At 37.1% G+C, this 21576-nt stretch carries 21 protein-coding genes; 14 read left to right on the top strand and 7 right to left on the bottom strand.

Features of this window, described 5'->3' with window-relative positions:
- Positions 1-34 precede the first annotated feature (34 nt).
- The gene (locus tag ACUN24_RS24420) at positions 35-625 is read left to right on the top strand and encodes a hypothetical protein (RefSeq protein ID WP_445564873.1); all 591 of its coding nucleotides are present in this window, start codon (positions 35-37) and stop codon (positions 623-625) included.
- A complete protein-coding gene (locus tag ACUN24_RS24415; protein WP_445564872.1) occupies positions 588-1232 on the top strand; it encodes a hypothetical protein in 645 nt (214 codons plus the stop codon). The genes ACUN24_RS24420 and ACUN24_RS24415 overlap by 38 nt, the downstream gene beginning before the upstream one ends.
- Before the next feature lie 22 nt (positions 1233-1254).
- On the opposite strand, the gene ACUN24_RS24410 is transcribed toward ACUN24_RS24415, so the two are convergent.
- Positions 1255-2148 carry an IS982 family transposase gene (locus tag ACUN24_RS24410; protein WP_445561810.1) on the bottom strand — a complete coding sequence of 298 codons (894 nt, stop codon included), beginning with the start codon at positions 2146-2148 and terminating at the stop codon, positions 1255-1257.
- 114 nt (positions 2149-2262) lie between these two features.
- Between ACUN24_RS24410 and ACUN24_RS24405 the strand changes: the two genes are divergently transcribed.
- The 5 genes from ACUN24_RS24405 to ACUN24_RS24385 all read left to right on the top strand — a co-directional run bounded on the left by ACUN24_RS24405 (position 2263) and on the right by ACUN24_RS24385 (position 7434).
- The gene (locus ACUN24_RS24405) at positions 2263-2874 is read left to right on the top strand and encodes a hypothetical protein (RefSeq protein ID WP_445564871.1); all 612 of its coding nucleotides are present in this window, start codon (positions 2263-2265) and stop codon (positions 2872-2874) included.
- 113 nt (positions 2875-2987) lie between these two features.
- Positions 2988-3935: a TIGR01212 family radical SAM protein gene (locus ACUN24_RS24400; protein ID WP_445564870.1), complete on the top strand. Its 948-nt coding sequence runs from the start codon at positions 2988-2990 to the stop codon at positions 3933-3935.
- 347 nt (positions 3936-4282) lie between these two features.
- A complete protein-coding gene (locus tag ACUN24_RS24395; RefSeq protein ID WP_132402406.1) occupies positions 4283-5689 on the top strand; it encodes an ammonium transporter in 1407 nt (468 codons plus the stop codon).
- A 36-nt stretch (positions 5690-5725) separates the two neighbouring features.
- Entirely contained in the window at positions 5726-6763 is a 1038-nt protein-coding gene (locus tag ACUN24_RS24390; protein WP_445564869.1) for a porin, read from the top strand.
- A 92-nt stretch (positions 6764-6855) separates the two neighbouring features.
- Positions 6856-7434, top strand: coding sequence for a DUF4468 domain-containing protein (locus ACUN24_RS24385; RefSeq protein ID WP_445564868.1), 579 nt, complete (start codon positions 6856-6858; stop codon positions 7432-7434).
- Between the two features lie 10 nt (positions 7435-7444).
- Here the strand turns inward: ACUN24_RS24385 and ACUN24_RS24380 are convergent, their stop codons facing one another.
- Both ACUN24_RS24380 and ACUN24_RS24375 read right to left on the bottom strand, forming a co-directional pair.
- Complete coding sequence (locus tag ACUN24_RS24380) at positions 7445-7912, bottom strand: SRPBCC family protein (RefSeq protein ID WP_445564867.1); 468 nt, start codon at positions 7910-7912, stop codon at positions 7445-7447.
- Between the two features lie 611 nt (positions 7913-8523).
- Entirely contained in the window at positions 8524-8997 is a 474-nt protein-coding gene (locus ACUN24_RS24375) for a ribonuclease H-like YkuK family protein (RefSeq protein WP_121283513.1), read from the bottom strand.
- Positions 8998-9211: 214 nt separating this feature from the next.
- Here ACUN24_RS24375 and ACUN24_RS24370 point away from each other — a divergent pair, with 214 nt between their 5' ends.
- The 7 genes from ACUN24_RS24370 (at position 9212) to ACUN24_RS24340 (ending at position 15938) form a co-directional block, all read left to right on the top strand.
- Positions 9212-9430, top strand: coding sequence for a hypothetical protein (locus tag ACUN24_RS24370; protein ID WP_132402397.1), 219 nt, complete (start codon positions 9212-9214; stop codon positions 9428-9430).
- Between the two features lie 50 nt (positions 9431-9480).
- Positions 9481-10785, top strand: a complete 1305-nt coding sequence (locus ACUN24_RS24365; RefSeq protein WP_445564866.1) for a DEAD/DEAH box helicase — start codon at positions 9481-9483, stop codon at positions 10783-10785.
- Between the two features lie 91 nt (positions 10786-10876).
- Positions 10877-11110, top strand: coding sequence for a DUF1456 family protein (locus ACUN24_RS24360; RefSeq protein WP_029274124.1), 234 nt, complete (start codon positions 10877-10879; stop codon positions 11108-11110).
- Positions 11094-13784, top strand: a complete 2691-nt coding sequence (locus ACUN24_RS24355; protein ID WP_445564865.1) for a TonB-dependent receptor — start codon at positions 11094-11096, stop codon at positions 13782-13784. The genes ACUN24_RS24360 and ACUN24_RS24355 overlap by 17 nt, the downstream gene beginning before the upstream one ends.
- A 56-nt stretch (positions 13785-13840) precedes the next feature.
- Positions 13841-14575 carry a GDSL-type esterase/lipase family protein gene (locus ACUN24_RS24350; RefSeq protein ID WP_445564864.1) on the top strand — a complete coding sequence of 245 codons (735 nt, stop codon included), beginning with the start codon at positions 13841-13843 and terminating at the stop codon, positions 14573-14575.
- Between the two features lie 610 nt (positions 14576-15185).
- Positions 15186-15533: a hypothetical protein gene (locus tag ACUN24_RS24345; RefSeq protein ID WP_445564863.1), complete on the top strand. Its 348-nt coding sequence runs from the start codon at positions 15186-15188 to the stop codon at positions 15531-15533.
- A gap of 18 nt (positions 15534-15551) precedes the next feature.
- Positions 15552-15938, top strand: a complete 387-nt coding sequence (locus ACUN24_RS24340) for a hypothetical protein (RefSeq protein ID WP_445564862.1) — start codon at positions 15552-15554, stop codon at positions 15936-15938.
- A gap of 224 nt (positions 15939-16162) precedes the next feature.
- On the opposite strand, the gene ettA is transcribed toward ACUN24_RS24340, so the two are convergent.
- The 4 genes from ettA to ACUN24_RS24320 all read right to left on the bottom strand — a co-directional run bounded on the left by ettA (position 16163) and on the right by ACUN24_RS24320 (position 21508).
- Positions 16163-17842 carry an energy-dependent translational throttle protein EttA gene (gene ettA / locus ACUN24_RS24335; RefSeq protein ID WP_193424730.1) on the bottom strand — a complete coding sequence of 560 codons (1680 nt, stop codon included), beginning with the start codon at positions 17840-17842 and terminating at the stop codon, positions 16163-16165.
- A 656-nt stretch (positions 17843-18498) separates the two neighbouring features.
- On the bottom strand, positions 18499-18621 hold the full coding sequence (locus ACUN24_RS24330; RefSeq protein WP_445564861.1) for a hypothetical protein: 123 nt from the start codon (positions 18619-18621) through the stop codon (positions 18499-18501).
- 2 nt (positions 18622-18623) lie between these two features.
- The gene (locus ACUN24_RS24325; protein WP_445564860.1) at positions 18624-19820 is read right to left on the bottom strand and encodes an aspartyl/asparaginyl beta-hydroxylase domain-containing protein; all 1197 of its coding nucleotides are present in this window, start codon (positions 19818-19820) and stop codon (positions 18624-18626) included.
- Positions 19817-21508, bottom strand: coding sequence for a carbamoyltransferase family protein (locus ACUN24_RS24320; protein ID WP_445564859.1), 1692 nt, complete (start codon positions 21506-21508; stop codon positions 19817-19819). The genes ACUN24_RS24325 and ACUN24_RS24320 overlap by 4 nt, the downstream gene beginning before the upstream one ends.
- Positions 21509-21576: the final 68 nt, after the last annotated feature.

The raw sequence follows: 21576 nt of genomic DNA, 5'->3' as shown, positions 1-21576 counted from the left end.
ATAACATAAGTATAATTGCAATAATTCCTAAATAATGAATAAGCAAATATTACAAGCAATTGGCTGGGCTGTAGGAGTATTAGTTATATTCCCTTTAATAATTTATGGCGTTAACATTTTGTTCAAATCCAAAGCGAATGAGGCAAAAGAATATATTGATGAATATTTGGAGGGATTTGTGCCTATTAGTACCAGTTTCCCTAAATATAAGGATCTAAAATTGTCATATTCTCAATATTCCGCTTCGTTAACAAGTCCTGCGGGTAGTATATATAAAATATCTTTTTTTGATAGTATACTGAATAAGCATTGCCAGATTATGTTCTTTAATTATCCTGACTTTGAAGCGTCTAAGTTTACCACTGTATTGCATAACAAAAAAATAATTATTTCTATTAATAAAGATGATTTAAAAAATTTAAAATATGGAACAAAGGCCAATCCAATTCCGATTTTCAGGGTAGTTGAAGATCTACCAGATTCGATAAGTAGAAATCGGGGTTCAGAAGATGGATGGAATGTTGATATTACTGAAAATCAATTTAAATATAATGTTGAACAGTACTTAACCTACATTATGCCAAAAGATGAGTTTAAAAAGCGGTTTGAAAAAGCAAATGAGTAAGCAAGCTTTAGGGTGGATCGTCGGTGTATTTGTATTGTTCCCCTTATTTTTATTGCTGTACAATAAAATCACGGTGCGTAAAAATGATGGGAAAAAGTATTTTAATGATTATTTTTCAAAGATTAAACCATTTATTCTTAGTGTACCAAGTAATGAGAATGATAATTTGCCTAATGTAGAAGCTAATTATGATAGTTATAGAAAAGGAGCAAGTCCCATTGGTTTCAAAGGCTTAATGGGAGATATACAGACCGTTACTTTTTATGATGTCGGCTTTAAAAAATTCTTTATTATTTACTTGTTAGATGTCGATTATCAAAAATACGCTAACATGAGAACAAATTTAAGAAAAAAGAAACTTTTTGCATACCTCAACCAGGATGATCTCAATAATACATTATATGGTACAAAAGCAAAACCAATTCCTGTTTTTAATTTTAGAGGGGTTAATGAGCCGATTCGAATTACATCTGAGAGTGAAGGTTCTGTTAATGGATATGAAACCTTGGAGCCAAATGACTCACAGTATAAACACAATGTTTTAACGTATTTAACCTATATCATGCCAAAAGAAGAATTCAAACAGCGCTTTGAAGGTGGTAAATAGTTGTTAACCTGAGTTCGATTAATCAGAATGCGAAAATTTGTGAAGATTGTTTGGTTTGATAATTAATAGCAGGCTTTTTGGGGAAGAATGAGTAGGCAATTAGCCCTGCGATTATATTTGAGATAAAGTTAGTGAATGACCTATGTCTTGAATGTTCTATCTGGCATATGTTTTTAAGCTCATCATTAACGGTTTCTATCACTGACCTTTTACGGAGCATAATCTTATCGTTCATGGTCATCAGGCTATTTTTCATATTGTTTCTGATACTGGTAACCAGATGTATATCACTGACGAACAGTATTTTGACCAACTGTTCGGAGATATATCCTTTGTCGGCGAAAAGCTTTCCGAATACAGCTTTTAAAAAGCTTTCGTTCTTCAGTGGTTCCCTATCATCCACATTGGCCTGTGTGATGGCAAAATTTAATATCTCGCCCTTGTCATTGATCACGATATGCAGTTTAAACCCATAGAACCAGCCCATTGTAGATTTCCCTACCTCCGCTATCCCCTTAAATACCTTGTTCCTTTTTATACGCTTATTGTTGCAGACCCGAATGGGAGTGGAATCCACAAATGAAATACCCGTACAGCGACCTAAACAGCAGGTTTTAAGGAAGATCGTCATTGGCATGAGCACGCTTTGGCTGAGTTCAACAAAGCGGTTATAGGACACGGTATTGGGGAATTCACTTTGCATATGCTTTTGGAGATAGAACAAATAGAAGTGTTTGAAGCACCTGAAGCCGCTTAGATGGAAGAGCAGGCAGATAGAGATTACTTCACTTTTAGACATGGATGCAGGACGCTTGGAAGGCTTGCCCAAAAGAAAAGGACTGGTGGTTTTATCAAAATCTTTGCAGAACTCATCTACAAGACAAAAAATATCACTAATTTTAGAGTAGTCAATCATCTGTTTTTATGTTTAAATATTTGAATGTCAGGCACTTAAATATAAGCATAATTACTTTGATTGACTATTTTTTTCTCAAAATTATTAATCGAACTCAGGTTGTTAATTTATTTCATGAACAAGCAATTTATAGGCTGGGTTATTGGGGTGTTCGTATTGTTCCCCTTATTTGTATTTCTGTACAATAAAATCACTGTACGTAAAAATGATGGGGAAAAGTATTATAAGAATTTTTTTGATGCAATAGCTACAGTCAAATTATCAATACCTAAAGACGATCCATATTATCTGTCAAAAGATTATGTAGGATTTGATCACTATCGACAAGGAGCTAGCGCTATTGGTTTTAAAGGTGTAAGTGGTAATATTATTTCTGTTAGATTTAGGGATTCCCTTCTTAAAAAGTATTTTATAGTAAGTGTTTATGATGTTAATGATCAGTTATATTTTCCATTAGCATCTGTTATGTACGGAACTCAGATAAATGCATGGGTAAATAAGGATGACCTGAATAATCCATCATATGGTACAAAAGAAAAGCCAATACCTGTTTTTAATTTTAAAGGGGTCAATGAGCCGATTCGAATTACATCTGAGAGTGAAGGTTCTGTTAATGGATATGAAACCTTGGAGCCAAATAACTCACAGTATAAACACAATGTTTTAACGTATTTAACCTATATCATGCCAAAAGATGAGTTTAAAAAGCGCTTTGAAAAAAAATAGACCTTTATCAGCCAGTCTCCGCTACCGCTAAATGTTTGCCGAATCTCACATCTCATGTCTAATATCTCAAATCTCATCTTACCTCTCAAACAAAAACCGTATTTTTGCAGCAAATGGGAACACTCGTAGATTCAGGTATAAAGGGATATAAAAATTACGGCACGCATTTGCGCGAAAAGTATAAGGGACAACGTGTATTTAAAGTAATTGTAGATGGTGGATTTACCTGTCCAAACCGGGATGGGAGCAAAGGTTTTGGTGGATGTACGTATTGTAATGTAGATTCTTTTACACCCGAACCATCGCGTAAAAATCCAAATATTAAAGATCAGCTCGAAGAGGGCATGTTGAGGGCGAAAACATCTTATAAAGCTGATAAGTATATTGTGTACTTTCAACCCAATACGAATACTTATGCGCCAGTGCATTATTTAAAAATGATGTACGACGAAGCATTGTCTATCAATACAGAAGATATTGTTGGTTTTGCTGTGGGTACACGCCCGGATTGTATTGATGCCGAAAAGGTTGCGCTACTGGAAAGTTATACCGATCGTTTTGATGTAGATTTAGAGATGGGGATGGAATCCATTTATGATGAAACCCTCAATCAGATCAACAGAGGTTGCAGTCATGGTGAATTTGTTGCTGCAGTAGAGCTTTTAAAAGATAGTAAACTCGATCTCTGTGTGCATACCATTTTTGGCTTCCCCTGGGAAACCAGAGAGCAGATGCATGGTTATATCCACGAAATTAACCGTTTCCCGCAAATCAAGTTTGTTAAATTTCACCACCTCCATGTGGTAGAAGGCTCGATAATGGGCGCTAAATATAAAAAAGAGCCTTTTAAATTGTTTTCGATTGAAGAATATACCGATTTACTTTGTGAGTTAATTCCTTTATTACGTCCGGATATTGTGATTCAGCGGCTTTTTGGTATTTCAGATTGGGATTTGTTGATTGCGCCTAACTGGGGGCTTAATAAATCGGCAATTCAGACCTATATGGATAAAGAAATTGAAAAAAGAGGAGTTGTGCAGGGGTCTGCCTATTTTTCTTAGAAATTTAAAATATCCTGTTATTTTTTTTAAAAACCCATGAAAATTCATGGGTTTTTGTGTTTTTTATCAATTTTTTTGATCTGTTTTTTAAAATTTTAGCTAAAATAGTGTAAATAGTAGTTAATATGTGATTTTGTTTTTATCAAAAACTTGTATTAAAATAACCTGTATTTTTTGTTATTTTTATTTTTATGGTTTGTTTTTGGTTTGTTTTGCAAAAATTAATCGTTTTTATTAAAATATTTAGATTAAATGGTGTAAAAAATGCAATATGTTGTATTTTTATAAAAATAAATCAAGCATATTTAAATTATTTAAACGTTTCAAACAAATTAAGCTAAAAAACTATGGGTAAATTCTCCTTTAAACAGTTCGCGCCTTTTGCGATATTGATGATTGTCGCAATTTTCGCTCTATTTATTCCGCTTCTTCCTAATTTTGATGAAGGTAAGTATAGTGGACCAGACATTGCATTTATATTAATCGCAGCTGCACTAGTGTTTTTAATGACTCCAGGCCTTGCATTCTTTTATGGTGGAATGGTTCATCGTAAAAATGTATTGTCTACCATGATTAAAAGTGTGGTAGCGGCAGGAGTAATCACGGTTTTATGGACAGTTGTAGGTTTTAGCTTGGCTTTTGGTGATACCATTGGCGGTTTTATTGGAAACCCTTCCACATTCCTATTCTTTAAAGGTGTAAATTCAGGAGCACCACATCTTCAGGGAGGAGCAGACTTAACTATTCCGCTTTCTTTGTTTGCTGTGTTTCAATTAATGTTTGCCATCATTACACCAGGTTTGGTAGTTGGGGCCGTTGCTGAGCGTATCCGTTTTACTTCTTATATTTTGTTTATTGTTTTATTCGCCATATTTGTTTACTCACCGTTAGCACACTGGACATGGCATCCACAAGGTTTCTTGTTTAAAATGGGCGTGCTTGATTTTGCTGGTGGTACTGTAGTGCACATTTCTGCAGGTATGGCCGCTTTAGCTGGTGCATTGGTTTTAAAACGTAGAAAATCTCACTTAGAGCATAAAGAAGTTCCGCCAGCTAATATCCCTTATGTATTAATTGGTACGGGTTTATTATGGTTCGGTTGGTTTGGTTTTAACGCCGGTTCTGCATTAAGCGCAGGTAGTTTAGCTGTTTCTGCATTTTTAACTACAAATACCGCTGCTGGTGCTGCTGGGTTATCGTGGATGTTCTTCGATGTAGCAAGAGGTAAAAAACCTTCAGTATTGGGTTTTTGTATCGGTGCAGTAGTTGGTTTAGTAGCCATTACACCAGGTGCAGGTTTTGTAAGCATTTCATCAAGTATATTTATTGGTGCTATTGCCGCAGTAATCTCCAATCTTGTGGTTTCATGGAAACAAAAAACCAGTTTAGATGATACATTGGATGTTTTTCCTTGCCACGGTGTAGGTGGTATCGTTGGGATGTTGTTAACGGGTGTTTTTGCTACAAAAACGGTAAATGCTGCGGGTGCTGATGGCTTATTTTATGGCAACCCGACTTTCTTTATCACACAATTAAAAGGTGCGGTGATTGTAATCATATTCAGTTTTGTTGTATCATTTGTAATTTTCAAACTGGTAAATCTGATCAATCCAATCAGGGTTTCTGAAGAAGAAGAAGAACTAGGTCTTGATGCTTCTCAACATGATGAGAAATACTCTCAAGGTACTTTACTGGTAGAGGAGAGAGCGATCTATATCGAAAAAAACAGTCCATTAACAGAACCAATTTCTTAAGGATTTTATATATCTAAACTCAAATCAAGCTCAAACATGAAGAAACTTTTAACCGCTATTTTTGCAATGGCCAGCACTACGTGTGCCCTGGCTCAAGAGACCACAACATCACCACTTGAAATTTCAGGATCGGTAGATACGTATTTTAAATATGACTTTGCTAAACAGGGTAATAATATTATAACATCGTTTGCTACTGATCATAACTCGGTTTCTTTAGGAATGATCGATATTGCTTTGAAGAAAAAAACAGGAAAGGCCTCATTTGTAGGAGAGTTGTCTTTTGGTCCTCGCGGGCAAGGCCAATCTATACCAGATGCTGCAGTTAATGATGTACCATCTGCTTCGTCTTTTCATATTCAAAACTTATATGTTAACTACGATTTTACCGATAAATTTTCGATGACAGCAGGTTATATGGGTACATTTATAGGTTATGAAGTAATTTCTCCGGTTGGTAACTTCAACTACTCTACTTCGTACTTATTTACAAATGGTCCATTCCAGAATGCGGGTATTAAAGCCACTTATAAATTCAGTGATAAAGTAAGTTTAATGGCTGGTTTATTTAACGATTGGAATGTTTATTCTGCTTCGAGAGGTGTTTCGGCTATTGGTGGGCAGTTAATGATTGCTCCGGTTGAAGGCTGGACCGCTTATATCAACGCCTTATCGGGTGCTGGATTTGGTGGATACGGAACTATTGTGGATTTAACTACTTCATATCAAATTACAGAGAAATTTAAATTGGGTTTAAATGCAGCTAATTATGATATTAAAGATAGTTCGGTACAGGGAAGTTATGCGGGTGCTGCGTTATATCCTCAATATGCAGTAGCTGATGCTGTTACAATAGGTTTAAGAGGAGAGTATTATAAAGCTAAGGCTTTCGGTACTACTGCTGCTACTTCTACTACAGGGTTAACGCTTACCGCCAATGTTAAATCAGGTGGTTTAACTTTTATCCCTGAGGTAAGGTTAGATCACAATAGCGATAAGCCTTTCTTTAACAAGAGTGGTGCTTTAGCTCCAAATGCAGGTCAGTTCTCTTTAGCAGCAGTTTACGCTTTTTAAGGAATAAAATTTTAATATTAAGCCGTTCCGGTATACAATCGGAACGGCTTTTTAGTACCTTTAATATTCAGTTCGTACATTAATCCATTCTGATGAAATACATTATCCTGATTTTTTTAGTCGCTTTTTCGATTGATCTTTCTGCACAGCAAAAACAGTTTTCTAAAGATGATAACGGTAAATTTATTTACTATAAAGTGGTAGATTCTCAATCGTTGAGTAAAGATACATTGTTGCAAAGGGCTAAATCTTTTGTTAATGTGGCCTATAAAAAATCGATGAATGCAGAAAGCACTACCGATACTTCTATTTTGGCCAAAGGAACTATGGTAATTGACAAGACCATTTTAGTGGCCGGCCACCCAAGCGGAGAAGTGAGTTATAATTTTGTTTTTGAGGTACGTAATGGCAAATACAGGTTTTGGTTAACTGATTTACTGTACATCCCATACCAGCGCGATCGTTACGGAAATTTTGTGCCCACTACAAAAATTGGTGTGCCTTTAGAGCGTACACCAGGTAAACTTAGTGCTGGTGCATGGAAAGATATTTTAAATAGCGCCTATAACAAAATAGAAAAGTTTGGCGATGATTTTAAAAAGTATTTAGCAACCAGTAAGGTAGAGAAAGCCAAGGAGAAAACTGAAACTATTTCTGCCAAAAAATGGTAAAAGCTTTAGGTTAAAACTTACCGAAAAGTTCTTCAACTTTCTGATAACGGAACTTAAAAATCCCGTTGATTTTATTATTCACGATTACCGCATTTGCGATGCTTCCAATCGGCCCCCAGCCTATGCTATAGTGCAAAGTATCGTGCATTAAAACTCCTCCGTCTATTTTTTCGAAATGGTGTTGATGGTGCCAGAAAGCAAATGGGCCGAAACGCTGTTCGTCTATAAAATATTCTTTATCCTTTACATGTGTAATTTCGGTGACCCAGCTCAATTTAATACCAAATAAAGGAGAAACTTTGTAGGTGATAATTAAACCCGGATACATTTTAGTGTTGGCCATATTTGGCGAGGTAACATCAAAAGTCATGTCTTTTGGGGTAATCTCTGCCAGGTTTAAGGGCGAAGAGAAAAAGTCCCATGCAGTAGCTAAATCTATTGGAAGTTTCTGCGTAAATTCTAATCTATATGTTTTCAAGTATTTGTTTTAAATTACAACAACAAAGATGCGGTTTTGTTGGGTTTAACCGCATAGTTTATACAGATAAAGCGCAGCGCTAGGAATTATAGATTCGTCATTCCGCGAATGCCTACTTTGTGGACACAAAACTGAAATTATTTTTAGTGCTCTGTGCCGCACGGCATCAAACTTTTGAGGCATCAAAAGTATGCAAAAATGCTTCGTCAATCCAGGCAAGGAGCCTTTTGCACAATCCCAATACACATCAAAAAACAGCGGCACTTTGTTTTGTGTTTGTTGTGCTACCTGAAAGTTTTTGCAAACTTTGAAACACAAAACCACTGCGTTTGAGGTTTGGTAGAGCTAATTGTTCTGTTGTGCACCTGTTTTTTGATTTCCCTGGCTCTTGGGATTGACGGACGTGCTTCGGAGAAGCCTATTCTTTTTCAGAGCAAGCCAGCATAACGCCTTAAATAATTCTAATAAAAACGTGTCAAAGGGTAGTTGCGGACGGAAATAACATAGTGCTCAACGAAGCTAATCTAAAGCTTATTCCCGATTATTTGAAATGGTGACACTAGGCTTCTGACCTCCGACCACGGACTTCCTGACTAACTATATCTTCCGTCCTAATGCACCATTTTATCTGCGCATGTAGAACTTGCAAATGCTTCCGGTTTAGCCTTAAAAATAAAACCCATGCTTAAAATATAACCCATGGCATCATTTAGCGCCTTGTTGGATTTAAATAACGGACTGGTATTGATATCTGCATGTACTTCTAAAGCCACATCATAAATGTCAAGTAAATCGCAAATGGAATAAGCGGTTTCGATAGATTTCTGTACTTCCATTAACATTCTTTCTTTGATGCTTACCTGCTGCGTACTCTTTTCCTGATGGATGTACATAAAACCGCCATGATGTTCTCTTAAGAGCACAATCACAGTTGCGAAATCAGTTACTGCACCTTTTACCTGCGAATCGGTACCGATGCAAACTTTAAGTTTAAAGCCATTTTCACTTTCTCTGATAATCGCATTTTCTACTTCTTCGAGGATTGAAGATTGAATAATTTCACCACTAAATTTTTTCCACGTCATACATTGTATTTTTTGAGGTTAACGAATGGTAATCAGGTTTTTATAAAAATAAGCGCTAAAAATTAAATATGTGTTAAGCCAAGGTTGTTTATTTGCTAACAAAAAGTTAGTTATCAACAAGTTAGTCATAATTTTTTGCATGAACTTCTAATTTGTTGAAACAAATTATTATTCGGTCCGTTAATATTTATACAATCATTTAAAATTCTTAATTATGAGAGCAGAATTAATTCAAGAGCTCCAGTTATTACAAAATAGCAGAGCGAATAAATTTGTAGATGAACTGGCAGACAAAATCTTATCTTCGGTTGATGCCGTTAATGAAAAGGTATTATCTTCAATGTCTAAACGCGGCAGCATGTTAATGTTGCTTGATAAAAGACTCAACTTTTCTACCCTTCGGAAGCTGCGGAGCAGATTTTTAAAATCCTAACTAAGGCTACCGTTTTCGCCCTGAAGAGAAATGATTACCTTTATGGCGGAATGATGGAAAATGCCTTAAAAAAATTAAACATTTCTGCACTTAATGAGATGCAGGAGTCTTCTGTAAAAGCAGCTAAGACCGGTAAAGATGTAATATTAATAGCGCCAACGGGTTCAGGGAAAACGTTGGCCTTTTTATTGCCCTTGCTTTCCAATTTAAAAACGGGAGTTAAAGGCGTACAGGCTTTGGTTCTGGTCCCTTCAAGAGAACTTGCACTTCAAATTGAGCAGGTTTTTAAACAAATGGGCACTTCGTTTAAGGTAAACTGCTGTTACGGAGGTCATGCGGTAAGGATCGAAAAAAACAACCTCGCACACCCACCAGCTGTCCTGATCGGAACACCTGGCAGGATCGCTTACCATTTAGAGCATCAGAACTTTGACGAATCTTTTGTAGAAACCTTAGTTTTAGATGAATTTGATAAAGCACTGGAGTTTGGCTTTGAAAATGATATGTCTTATATCATTGGATCGCTGCTTTCTTTAAAACAGCGTATACTTACCTCTGCCACCAAAATGGAAGAAATTCCGGCTTTTGTAAAGTTAAATACACCTGTTGAAGTTGACTATTCAAAAAATATAGAAGCAAAACCAGATCTAGAACTCAAAAAAATAACAGTACCTGCAGCTGATAAGTTAGATTATCTATTCAGATTACTGAGTAAAATAGGCAGTAAAAATACATTAGTATTCTGTAACCACAGGGAAACGGTAGATCGGATAAGTGATTTACTATTCGAAAATGGTTTAGGACACGATGTTTTTCATGGCGGAATGGAGCAATTTGATCGCGAAAAGGCATTGCTTAAATTTAGAAATGGTAGCCATCGGATTTTAATCACAACAGATCTGGCAGCACGTGGCCTCGATATCCCGGAAGTGGAACATATTGTACACTATCAATTGCCATATACCGAAGATGCCTATATTCACCGCAATGGTCGCACGGCGCGCATGCATGCAAAAGGAACAGCCTACGCCATTTTAACCAGCGAAGAAAACTACAAATACCTGCCGGATGATATTGAGGAGGAAGTTTTGGAAGACCGGTATGTTTTACCACAAGAGAGTGATTGGGTAACGTTATACCTGGCTCATGGTAAGAAAGATAAAATTAATAAAATTGACATTGTGGGCCTGTTTTTACAAAAAGGAGATCTGGTAAAAGACGATTTAGGACTGATAGAAGTTAAAGATACAACCAGTTATGTAGCTGTAAAACGAAGTAAAATAACCCAATTGTTAAAAAAACTAAACGGCGAAAAAATTAAAGGAAAGAAACTTAAATTAGAGATAGCAAGTTAGCAGATAAGCCCGCAGTCGGAAGTCTGGATAGCTAATCAAAAAAAATAAGCATTTTGCAACATTAAAACATTATAATCCTTACAAATTAGCAATGAGCAATAACGATATATTAAAAAAACTTAGAGTAGCCTTATCACTTAAAACAGAAGATATTATTACCATCTGCGATTTGGTGGGTTTTAAAGTGACAAAGGCAGAGCTGGGTGATATTTTCAGAAACGAAGATCACGAGAATTTTAAACCTTGCGGCGATCAGATTCTGCGCAATTTTTTAAATGGTCTTGTAATTTATAAAAGAGGTCCGAGGGATGAGAAAAAGCAATAATTTATGCTTTTTATTATTTTTTATACTGATCACATTTTCCTTTAACGCTCTCTCTCAGTCTCAGTTTAAAATAAGTGGTAATGTAATCGATTCTCTAAAGAAGCCCATCGAAGGCGTAAATATCCGATTGATTACTGATGAAGATACCCTCCGCTCAAATTCTAATGCGAAGGGAAACTTTGTATTTACAAAAGTAACCCGAAATAAATTCTATCTTTCCATTACTGCATTGGGCTACAAACCTTACGCATCGCTCTACGAAATCGAATCTTCCAAAAAAAGTTCCGATCTGGATCCGATTGTGCTCAAAACAGAAAGCATTCGCCTTGATGATATAGAGGTTAAAGTAAAAGTAGACCCTATCAAAATTAAAAAAGATACCATAGAATACAATGCAGGAGCCTATACCATTAGGGAAAACGACAAGGTTGAAGATCTTTTAAAGCAGTTACAGGGCATTGAGGTTGATGATAAAGGCGCTGTTACGGCAATGGGAAAAAAAATGACCAAGCTGCGGGTTAACGGCGAAGATTTTTTTACCAGCAATGTAGAAGATTACATCAGGCAGTTACCGGCAGATATCATTGCCAAGCTACAGGTGATTGATGATTATGGTGATGAAGCGAATTTTACCGGGATTAAAACCGGTACTCCTCAAAAAATGCTGAACCTGGTTACCAAGCCTGGTATGGATAAGGGCGTTTTTGGGGGAATAAGTGTGAATTCTGCCACCAATAATGCGCATAACCTCGGAACCAACGGCAGTATCTGGAAAAAAACAAAACAGATTGGTTTTGGCGGTCGCTACGGCATTACCAATAATGAGTTTGCTAAATTGAATAATGGAGCCTTAAAAGGTAATATCAGAGATAAAATATCGAAAGAATTTAGTGTTAATGGCAGTTATGATTTCAGTAACGGAACCAGTAAATCTATTCAGAGTAATTACCTTGAGACATTTAATCCGCAGGGAACCATCAACGACTTAAGGGAAAGTGCTAATAATTCCAAATCGCTGACCAATAACATTAACCTGGGATTAAACGGAGCTACAAAAAAGAATTATTTCAATGCTTCCCTGGCTGGCTCTTTGGCCGATACCAGGAACGATGCTTTTTCTACCTCTAATAAAACAGGCTATATCAAGCAGGACCTTATTTCCAATTCAGGTTCCCGCAATAGCAATCCAGATCTTAACGGAAGCATAAACTGGTCGCGGCGTTTGGCTAGTAACAAGCGTTCGCTTTCTATGGGTTTCAATTTTGGCAGCAGTGCCGGAAATAGCAACAGTACCATTAACGATATCATCCGTTATTACAACGAAACTACCAATGTACTGGTTAAAGATTCATTATTGAACCGTTTGGTGGATAACAATACTGCAAATTCGAACTTCGGCGGAAATATCCAGTTTTCAAACTCCTTAAAAAGGGCAAATGATACTAGTGGATATAGTTTTATCAACTTTTCCTACCGCTTTTCAGTAAGCAGAAGCCGCAATCTGCAAACTACTACGGTGACCAATCCTTTAGGAAATCGATTTGTGGTCGATTCCTTGGGACAGGATTACGTATCCAATTTCATTAACCAGAACATCAGCGTCGGTTATAATACCAACAGCAACCGGATCAGCTATAATTTTGGGCTAAATTTTTCGCCGAGTATCATCATTGGAAAGTACCAAAATACAGGGCAGGAGCTTAAAAACTACCAGTTAAATTTTTCTCCTTCGGCAAATTTAAGCTATCAGGTTAAAGATAACGGAAACCTGAGTTTTGGTTACAATGGCTATACCACTTCACCCGATTTTAACAAACTGCAACCTATAAGGAATAATAATGATGTGCAGAACCTGATTATCGGTAACCCAGATCTTAAAGCAACATCGAGTCATACGGCTGATTTTAGCTATAATAAATTTGGGCTTAAATCGGGCTTGAGCATTATGGCAGGTTTATCAGGTAGCTTTGCTATTAATAGTGTGGTGAGCAATACTGTTTTTCTTCGGGATACGCTAAACAGTTTGAAACAGCAAACCACTTATGAGAATGTGAACGGCATTTATAATATCGGCACTAATTACTCCATAAACAAAAGGGTGCTGGAGAATAAACTTTCCCTATCCATAAACGGAAATATTGCCTACAGCCACAATGTTTTTTACACCGATAATGTACTTAACCGCAGTAGTGGAATCAATGTTTCTAATGGTTTTAAATTTAGCCTCAACCAGGAAAAATATGCTTTCAATACCAGTGCATCTTATAGCTTCAGTTCCAATACCTATTCGGTAATGAACCAGAATATCAAAAATGTGCAGGTTGTGGCCTTGAGTGGAAGTGCAAGCTGGATTCCCGGTAAACGCTTCAGGGTAAACGCATCGGCTTCTAAAAGCTTAAATTTTGGATATAGTTTATATGCCGGAAACCCTTTATTGGTAAATATGGGATTGAATACTTCTTTCCTGAAAGGTAATAATTTACTTTTCGCTGTCCAGGCGAACGATTTGTTTAATCAGGGTGCACTATTCAGCACAAGCATTACCAACAATTCTATTTCTGAGAACAGAACAAGGTTTATCAGCCGTTTTATACAGGCAACATTAAGTTATAACCTCAGCCAGTTTGGGGGTAAAAGAGGCAGATTGAACAGTAACATTAATACTGAAGAATAAATAGTTAAACCCAGATTATTTAGTTTAGTGTTTCGTTATATTTTGCAATTTACCTTATGAATAAAATCCTGTTTTTTATTTTACTGATTTCTAGCCATGCTTTATTCGCGCAGGATCAGAAAGTAGATTCGTTAAACAATAAACCCAAAAAAGAAAATTTTGCCGACGATTGGGCCGCGTTAACGAAGTATCAGAAAGAAAATAAGCTTTTACCACCACCAAACAGAAAAGAAAAAAGGGTTGTTTTTTTAGGAAGTTCTATTTTCGAATTCTGGAAACAGAAAGATCCTGAATATTTTAGCCGGAATACTTATGTGGATAGGGGAATAAGTGGGCAGATTTCACCGCAACTGCTGATCCGTTTTCGGCAGGATGTGATTAACCTTAAGCCAAAAGCAGTGATTATTTTGGCAGGTAGTAATGACATTGCAGGCAATACAGGCCATGTGACAATAGATAAGATTATAGATAATATTAAATCGATGGCAGAACTGGCAAGGTTACACCATATTAAGGTAATACTTTGCAAATATTTGCCTGTTTATGAATATCCATGGAATAAGCAGATTAAGGCAGCTGATATCATTGTTGATTTAAACGAAAAAATTGAAGCTTATGCCAAAGAAAGAAATTATACCATATTGGATTATTGGACGCCTTTGGTAGATGAAAGAAAAGGACAGCGTGCCGAACTAACGGTTGATGGGGTTCACCCTAACCTTGCCGGTTATAAAATAATGGAAGGGGTAACGGATGTGGCGATCAAGAAGGCTTTGAAAAACTGGCACTAGAAAGTTCATTGGTTCATGAGTCATTAGTTTATTGGTTAGCGTTTTGTAGAAGCCTGACTACCTTAAAACTGAACCAACTTTCTTGTTTATGTCATTCTGAACGCAGTGAAAAATCTTTTGGTAAAGTTGAAATCAATAGTGAAAAGTTCTTTTATAGTATTTGAAGGCTTTCAAATACTGGGGTAAGTTGCTCGACTGAAGCGCAGCGAAACGGAGAGATTTACTTCAATAGATTTAGCTTCGCTGATCACGCCGTGGTTCTCGACTTCGTTGCACTCGATAGCTCCTAATGTCCGCTCGAAACGACGATAGCTTGATGGAGCAACTGCAGAAATTAAAACTGCCTTTCCTTTGCTGTCATTCTGAACGCAGTGAAGAATCTTTAATAAATCGGAAACTAATAAAATCCTTCATTGCCTTCGTAATGACATGTGATTTTGTTTTTAATTAATTTTCAGTAATATTTGAAAGTTTAATAAATTTAATTTACTTTTACATCGTGAAAGGGGAAATGAGATAAAAAGATTTACACAATGCCTTAAAACAGGCTTATTTTTTTAATTTGTATTTTCAATTTTTACTGAAAGTTAAATAATTTAAATTGTTGGTTATGGACTACAATATACTCGGATATGCCATCTTTATAACGGTTATCGTATTCATCATCGTAGTGGTAGGGAAGGTATGTTACCGCAATGGGAATATCTTCGTAGCCGAACTCATTCCCGATCACCTGGATCTTTGTCAACAAATTAATAAGTCACTGTTGGTCTCTTATTACCTGGTCAATATTGGCTATTGCGCCATGACATTGGTAGGGTGGGAAACGATTCTTTCATCGCAGCAGCTTGTAGAAGTGATGGCGGTAAAAGTGGCGACTATTGTTTGCATCCTATCGATCCTTCATTATTTAAATATTTATTTGCTTACCAAAACCATTCATAAATTAATAAAATAACAACTTAAACTTTTCATTATGGAAACGACAAAAATTTTAATCGGCTATGCAGTTTATTTACCAATTGCACTTTTTTTGACATTTTATGTTTCAAAAACGCTGTTCAAAAACAGTAAAATATATATGCTTGATATTTTTAAGGGAAGGGAAGAGATTGCCAACGCAACGAACAAACTTTTCGAAACAGGCTTTTACCTGCTCAATGTTGGTTTTGCATTGTTGATTATGAAGATTACCATCAGTGCAAATGATTACCGCAGTTTAGTTGAAGCGCTAAGTTCTAAAATAGGTGGTTTTGCCATTTATCTGGGCATTATGCTATTTATCAACCTGTATTTCTTTTTCAGGGGAAAACGCAAAGCAAAAGAAAACCAAAGGCCAAATCCTTTTCAGCCAACTATATAATGGTATGCATAAAAGAAGTCAAGTTTTTAAAACTTGACTTCTTTGAGAACAGTAACACATTTAAATAATTGAAACTTTAGATGCGATTAAGTTATATCTTATATTATATCTATGCTAATTTATTTTCAATTTCTAAGAATATTTCCAGTCAAAGAAAATTAATAATTTTTTATTAACGCAATCATCTCAAACAAAAAAGCCCCGATTTTTATCAGGACTTTTTATTAATCTAATTTTTTATATCTGATGCGTTTTGGGGTAACATCACCCAAGCGTTTCTTGCGGTTTTCTTCATAATCTGAGTAGTTACCTTCGAAGAAATAAACTTCAGAGTTGCCCTCGAAAGCAAGGATGTGTGTACAGATCCTATCCAGGAACCACCTGTCGTGACTGATTACCACAGCACAACCGCCAAAGTTTTCTAAAGCTTCTTCCAATGCACGTAAGGTATTTACGTCGATATCGTTGGTTGGCTCATCCAGTAGCAATACATTGGCCCCTTTTTTTAAGGTAATGGCCAGGTGTACACGGTTACGCTCACCACCCGATAGAATGCCAACTTTTTTCTGTTGATCGCCACCATTAAAGTTGAACTTTGAAACATAAGCACGTCCGTTAACGGCTTTAGTACCCAATTGTATATTGTCTAATCCATCGGTAATGTTTTCATATACCGTTTTATCGGCATCTAAATCATTATGCATCTGATCTACATAACCCAGTTCAACGGTTTCGCCTACGCGGAAAGTACCAGCATCTGCTTCTTCCTGTCCGGTAATTAAACGGAATAAAGTGGTTTTACCTGCACCATTGGGGCCAATAATACCTACAATACCTGCAGGAGGAAGAGAGAAGTTTAAATTATCGAACAATACTTTGTCGCCATAAGCTTTGGTAACGTTTGTTGCTTCAATTACCACATTACCCAAACGAGGCCCAGCAGGAATGAAAAGTTCCAATTTATCTTCTCTTTCTCTGCCATCTTCTGAAGCTAATTTATCGTAGTTGGCTAAACGCGCTTTAGATTTTGCATGACGCGCTTTTGGTGCCATACGTACCCATTCTAACTCACGCTCTAATGTTTTCTGGCGTTTGCTTTCTGTTTTCTCTTCCTGCGATAAGCGTTTTGCTTTCTGATCTAACCAGCTACTGTAATTCCCTTTCCAAGGAATCCCTTCGCCACGGTCTAACTCTAAAATCCATCCGGCAACGTTATCTAAGAAATACCTATCGTGAGTAACTGCAATAACGGTTCCTTCGTAATTTTGTAAGAATTGTTCTAACCAATCGATACTTTCGGCATCCAAGTGGTTGGTAGGCTCATCCAATAATAATACGTCAGGATGTTGAAGCAATAAACGGCACATGGCCACCCGGCGGCGCTCACCACCTGATAATACTCCGATTTTAGTATCCGGATCAGGACAACGTAAGGCGTCCATGGCCCTTTCTAATTTCGAATCAATTTCCCAGGCACCTAAAGAATCGATTTTATCCTGAAGTTCACCCTGTCTGGCCATTAACTTATCCATTTTGTCTGGATCAGAATAGTTTTCTTCCAAACCAAAGGCCTCATTCACTTCTTCGTATTCTTTTAAAATGGCAGTAACTTCGGCAACGCCTTCTTCAACTACCTCGCGAACGGTTTTTTCCGGGTCTAAGATCGGCTCCTGCGCTAAATAACCCACCGAATAACCAGGAGAGAAAACGACTTCGCCCTGGTAAGATTTATCTAAACCAGCAATGATTTTTAAAAGAGATGACTTACCAGAACCATTTAAACCGATAACCCCGATTTTGGCTCCGTAAAAGAAAGAAAGGTAAATATTTTTTAAAACCTGTTTTTGTGGAGGGTAAATTTTATTTACTCCTGCCATTGAAAAGATTATTTTCTCGTCAGACATGTTAGTTTCTTATGTTAGAATGTTTAAAGGCAATTTGTTTCGAAACGGCGAATTTTTCTACTAAACATCTGCTTTTTAAAATTCGCCCCAAGTCCCGAATGTGGCAATGCCAAGACCGGGTACAAAGATAGAAACAACAAGCCCATTACAAAATGGTTTGTAAAGTATATCATAAATTTGATGATGGATGGATTACTTTTTGTTTAATAATATCTAAGTGAAGAGCAGAATCTAAATCTCAGAATCAAAAAAAGCCTCTCGGTCTTTTATATAACTTCCTTCTCGCAGTCTTTTTATTTTCTGATATCGCCGCTGGATGTCGCTATGCAGGTCATCCGGCAGATTAAAAACCAGAAAAACATTATGGAAAAAAAGCTTTTAAAGCGCTTAGGAGTATAGAGAGATAAATCAAAATTTTAAAAGATTATATTCTTATATTTTTTTGTTTAAAAGCTTATTTGTTTTTCTTTTGGAAATGCTAACCAATATGTTTATGATCATTTTAAACTAAAATTGGCATGCTAAAAACTAGATATAAAGATTAAAATAACGGAGCCTCAAATGAAGGAGCAGACTGAAAAAAAATAAGCAAGCGTTTGTTCAAGGCCAAGCCCCAATACACTCAATAAGGTTTTATCCAGTTGCCATTCTTTTTTTTACAGTTCATCATCAAACTGGTTGACTCTTCTAAGTATCACCTTGCCCCAAAAACGCTTCAGGTGCATCAGGCCCGAAGTGCTGATTGCTGTTGATTGTGGTAAAGTAAAATCTGATGTCATCTTTATTCCTTTGCTGTATGGTTGATATACATATTTTGCTTACATGTCCAGTTCATCATTTGCGGGAAAGACAAACTACCTTCCTGACCTGAAGGATAGGTCATTCCGTTCCATTGCAATAAAGGAACGCCGAAAAAATGGCCCTGGGTAAAGTTATCCACAAGGCTTTGGCCTCCGCCTTTATATCCTTTATCATGGAATACGATATGAGGATCAATATCCAAATGCACAGCTGCAGCATATGACCAGGCTATAGCCATCATTTCGCCACCGTTGTTGAGGTCGTTGCTTGGTAGCGAATCGCTCATATCCATGCGTATTTCAGCCGGCATGCATGCCAGGTGCCCTGCTTCATGTAAAATGTCGCCCGGGTACAATAGTTTTTCGGTATCTACAATTAATATCCCGCCACGAAGTTTAAGGCCCGGCAAAAACGTTTCTTCAGTTATGGGGTCCAATTGATATTGTAAACCAATTTCGGAAATAAAATTTAGCAGTTTGGCGGTCAATTGGTTCGTGTTCAGTTCCTTTTCCATTTGATTGGCCAGATGATTTGAATTTATTGTGTTTGCCATTCTCAGGCTTTCAATTACTTGCTGTGCGGTTTCCGGGTCTTTTTTTAAAAAAACTGTTTTTTTTATACCCGAAATAATCAGCTTGGTAAGCCAATCGTTTACTTTACAGTCAATAACCAGGTGTATCCTGTCAGCATTGCCATTATTTGCCACACGATGTTTTATGTTCGCATTAATATACCAGCAGTCGCCTTCGTTCATCATAATGCGCTCTTCATCTACATAAAACTCAACACCTGGGTTAGTGAATATGGGCACATGCAAACGTGCTTCTCCATGTTCAAAGGCCAGTTCAATATCCCTGTGTGCTTTAATGACCGATCCTGCGCGAAGATTTAACAGCCGCACAGAAAGTTTTTCACAGTCAAGTTTCTCTAAAAAGCGGCTGGTTTCAGGTAGTTTGTTTAATAACGCTGTATTTTCAAAACTTTTTTGGTTAAAAAGATCCGCAAAAGGATTATCGCTGTTTCCACCAGGTGTACGCAAAGGTAGAACATGCCAGTTACCTACATAATCGGCAGTATTGTAATGCGGCATCCAAGTATTGCCGGTTAATAGATCTTTCAATTCATGCTGGAGCGAATGAATGTCAATGTTGAGGTTTAATTTAGAGAAGCAAATCATGGTTTTTTGCAGATTATGAAATTATTTAATATCAATACATCTATTGCGCCGGATAAAAAAAGCGATAAAGCTTCGGCAGGTGTTTCCACTATGGGCATCCCTTTACGGTTGAGGGATGTGTTTAATAAAACGCCGATACCTGTTTTTGCTTCAAAATCACCAATGAGCTGATAGAAATCAGGATTGAAAGCGCTGGTTACGGTTTGTACCCGGCAGGTACCGTCTTGATGAACAATACCATCAAGCTGATTTTTCCATTCAGGTTTTATCTCATCAATCAATATCATGTATGGGCTTTCCCAGCCATGGATAAAGTATTTTTGTACATCGTCAATTCTTACCGACGGAGCAAAAGGCCTGAAATCTTCCCTGAATTTTATTTTGCTGTTAATGTGGTTTTTTATACCCTTAATACGCGGATCTGCCAATATGCTCCGATGCCCTAATGCTCTGGGACCGAATTCGGCCCCACCCTGAAACCAGCCTACCACTTTGCCACGTGCAAGTTCGGCAGCTGTAAGGGAAACAAAATCTAGGGTTTGTTTGATCGAAAATACTGGATTATCACTAATTCCGGCATTTACTATGGCTTGTTCCACGTCATCAGTAGAGTATTCACGTCCGAAAAAAACTTGATCAGGAATGGTTGCTTTCGGCTGGCCCAGGATCTTATGCCAGCCATAATAGGCACAGCCAATAGCCAGTCCGTTGTCTCCCGCTGCGGGCTGGGTGTATAGATTTTTTACAATGCCCGAAAGGCGTAATTTATAATTGGCCACAGCATTTAAGGCCACTCCGCCGGCATAAGCAAAATTGGCATGTGGCCGAAGTTTAGATCGTTCCTGAAAGAGATAAATGATTGCCTTTTCAGTTTCATCCTGTACCCAGCGTGCAATGTCGGCATAGTGGGTAAAATCTTTTTTAAAAGCATCATATCCTGATGAAGGCTTTTTGAAATACAAATCAACATTTTCATAAAGTACTTCTATTAACCCATTCTCAAGTTTAAATAGTGGTGGTTTCCCATTCAAAATGCCGTAGGGCGCCAAGCCCATCAGTTTCCCAACATCATTCAGGTTGCCAAAACAATAATGACTGGCTGCATGATAAAGTCCGCCTATGGAATGATAATTGGTTGGTAATTTTAATGAAGCCCTGCTCTGATGTAACTTAACCTCAGAAAAATCTTTAAACAGCGTAGTCAAATCTTTTCCGTCGAAATAATAAAAGCTGTCTTTTTCACAATACATTCCACTACTAAATAGGTAGGGTGGAATCTTTGCGCCTTCGAGATCTAAACACTGGTTGTAAGGGCTGCCCGCACCATCAACTACCATTATATTACATTCTTTGAACGGAGACATGCCTACTGCGCTCCAGGCATGTGCCAGATGGTGAGAAAGGGTGACCACAGGGGTTTGAATATGCTTATCGAAATACCGGCGTCCGGCATATTGGTTTGGTGATATATTATTTTCAAAGTTTGAGGCTTGCACAATTAATGTTAAATCACTGGCATTAATTCCTTCAAAATCAAGGCAATACTGTACGGTGTCAAAATCATTACCTCCGTCATGCTTGATTCTGCTCAGCCTTTCCTTTTCAATAGCAACTATAATTTTGCCGTTTTTTAACAAAACTGTTGATCCATCGTGTGATAAGCCTGTTCCCAGAATATAGGTGTCCATTGATACTTATTTTTATTAAATGTGGGAAATCCGAGCATAAACATAGAAAGAATTTTGAAATGATTTTG

This window comes from Pedobacter sp. WC2501, assembly GCF_052682415.1.
The sequence above is the reverse complement of the archived record's forward strand: the minus strand, read 5'-3'. Positions and strand labels throughout refer to the sequence as shown.

Bases quoted from the DNA above. Each gene is read 5' to 3' on its own strand.
- ACUN24_RS24420 (WP_445564873.1), top strand. From the start codon at position 35: ATGAATAAGCAAATATTACAAGCAATTGGCTGGGCTGTAGGAGTATTA.
- ACUN24_RS24415 (WP_445564872.1), top strand. From the start codon at position 588: ATGAGTTTAAAAAGCGGTTTGAAAAAGCAAATGAGTAAGCAAGCTTTA.
- ACUN24_RS24410 (WP_445561810.1), bottom strand. From the start codon at position 2,148: ATGATTGACTACTCTAAAATTAGTGATATTTTTTGTCTTGTAGATGAG.
- ACUN24_RS24405 (WP_445564871.1), top strand. From the start codon at position 2,263: ATGAACAAGCAATTTATAGGCTGGGTTATTGGGGTGTTCGTATTGTTC.
- ACUN24_RS24400 (WP_445564870.1), top strand. From the start codon at position 2,988: ATGGGAACACTCGTAGATTCAGGTATAAAGGGATATAAAAATTACGGC.
- ACUN24_RS24395 (WP_132402406.1), top strand. From the start codon at position 4,283: ATGGGTAAATTCTCCTTTAAACAGTTCGCGCCTTTTGCGATATTGATG.
- ACUN24_RS24390 (WP_445564869.1), top strand. From the start codon at position 5,726: ATGAAGAAACTTTTAACCGCTATTTTTGCAATGGCCAGCACTACGTGT.
- ACUN24_RS24385 (WP_445564868.1), top strand. From the start codon at position 6,856: ATGAAATACATTATCCTGATTTTTTTAGTCGCTTTTTCGATTGATCTT.
- ACUN24_RS24375 (WP_121283513.1), bottom strand. From the start codon at position 8,997: ATGACGTGGAAAAAATTTAGTGGTGAAATTATTCAATCTTCAATCCTC.
- ACUN24_RS24370 (WP_132402397.1), top strand. From the start codon at position 9,212: ATGAGAGCAGAATTAATTCAAGAGCTCCAGTTATTACAAAATAGCAGA.
- ACUN24_RS24365 (WP_445564866.1), top strand. From the start codon at position 9,481: ATGATGGAAAATGCCTTAAAAAAATTAAACATTTCTGCACTTAATGAG.
- ACUN24_RS24360 (WP_029274124.1), top strand. From the start codon at position 10,877: ATGAGCAATAACGATATATTAAAAAAACTTAGAGTAGCCTTATCACTT.
- ACUN24_RS24355 (WP_445564865.1), top strand. From the start codon at position 11,094: ATGAGAAAAAGCAATAATTTATGCTTTTTATTATTTTTTATACTGATC.
- ACUN24_RS24350 (WP_445564864.1), top strand. From the start codon at position 13,841: ATGAATAAAATCCTGTTTTTTATTTTACTGATTTCTAGCCATGCTTTA.
- ACUN24_RS24345 (WP_445564863.1), top strand. From the start codon at position 15,186: ATGGACTACAATATACTCGGATATGCCATCTTTATAACGGTTATCGTA.
- ACUN24_RS24340 (WP_445564862.1), top strand. From the start codon at position 15,552: ATGGAAACGACAAAAATTTTAATCGGCTATGCAGTTTATTTACCAATT.
- ettA (WP_193424730.1), bottom strand. From the start codon at position 17,842: ATGTCTGACGAGAAAATAATCTTTTCAATGGCAGGAGTAAATAAAATT.
- ACUN24_RS24330 (WP_445564861.1), bottom strand. From the start codon at position 18,621: ATGACATCAGATTTTACTTTACCACAATCAACAGCAATCAGCACTTCG.
- ACUN24_RS24325 (WP_445564860.1), bottom strand. From the start codon at position 19,820: ATGATTTGCTTCTCTAAATTAAACCTCAACATTGACATTCATTCGCTC.
- ACUN24_RS24320 (WP_445564859.1), bottom strand. From the start codon at position 21,508: ATGGACACCTATATTCTGGGAACAGGCTTATCACACGATGGATCAACA.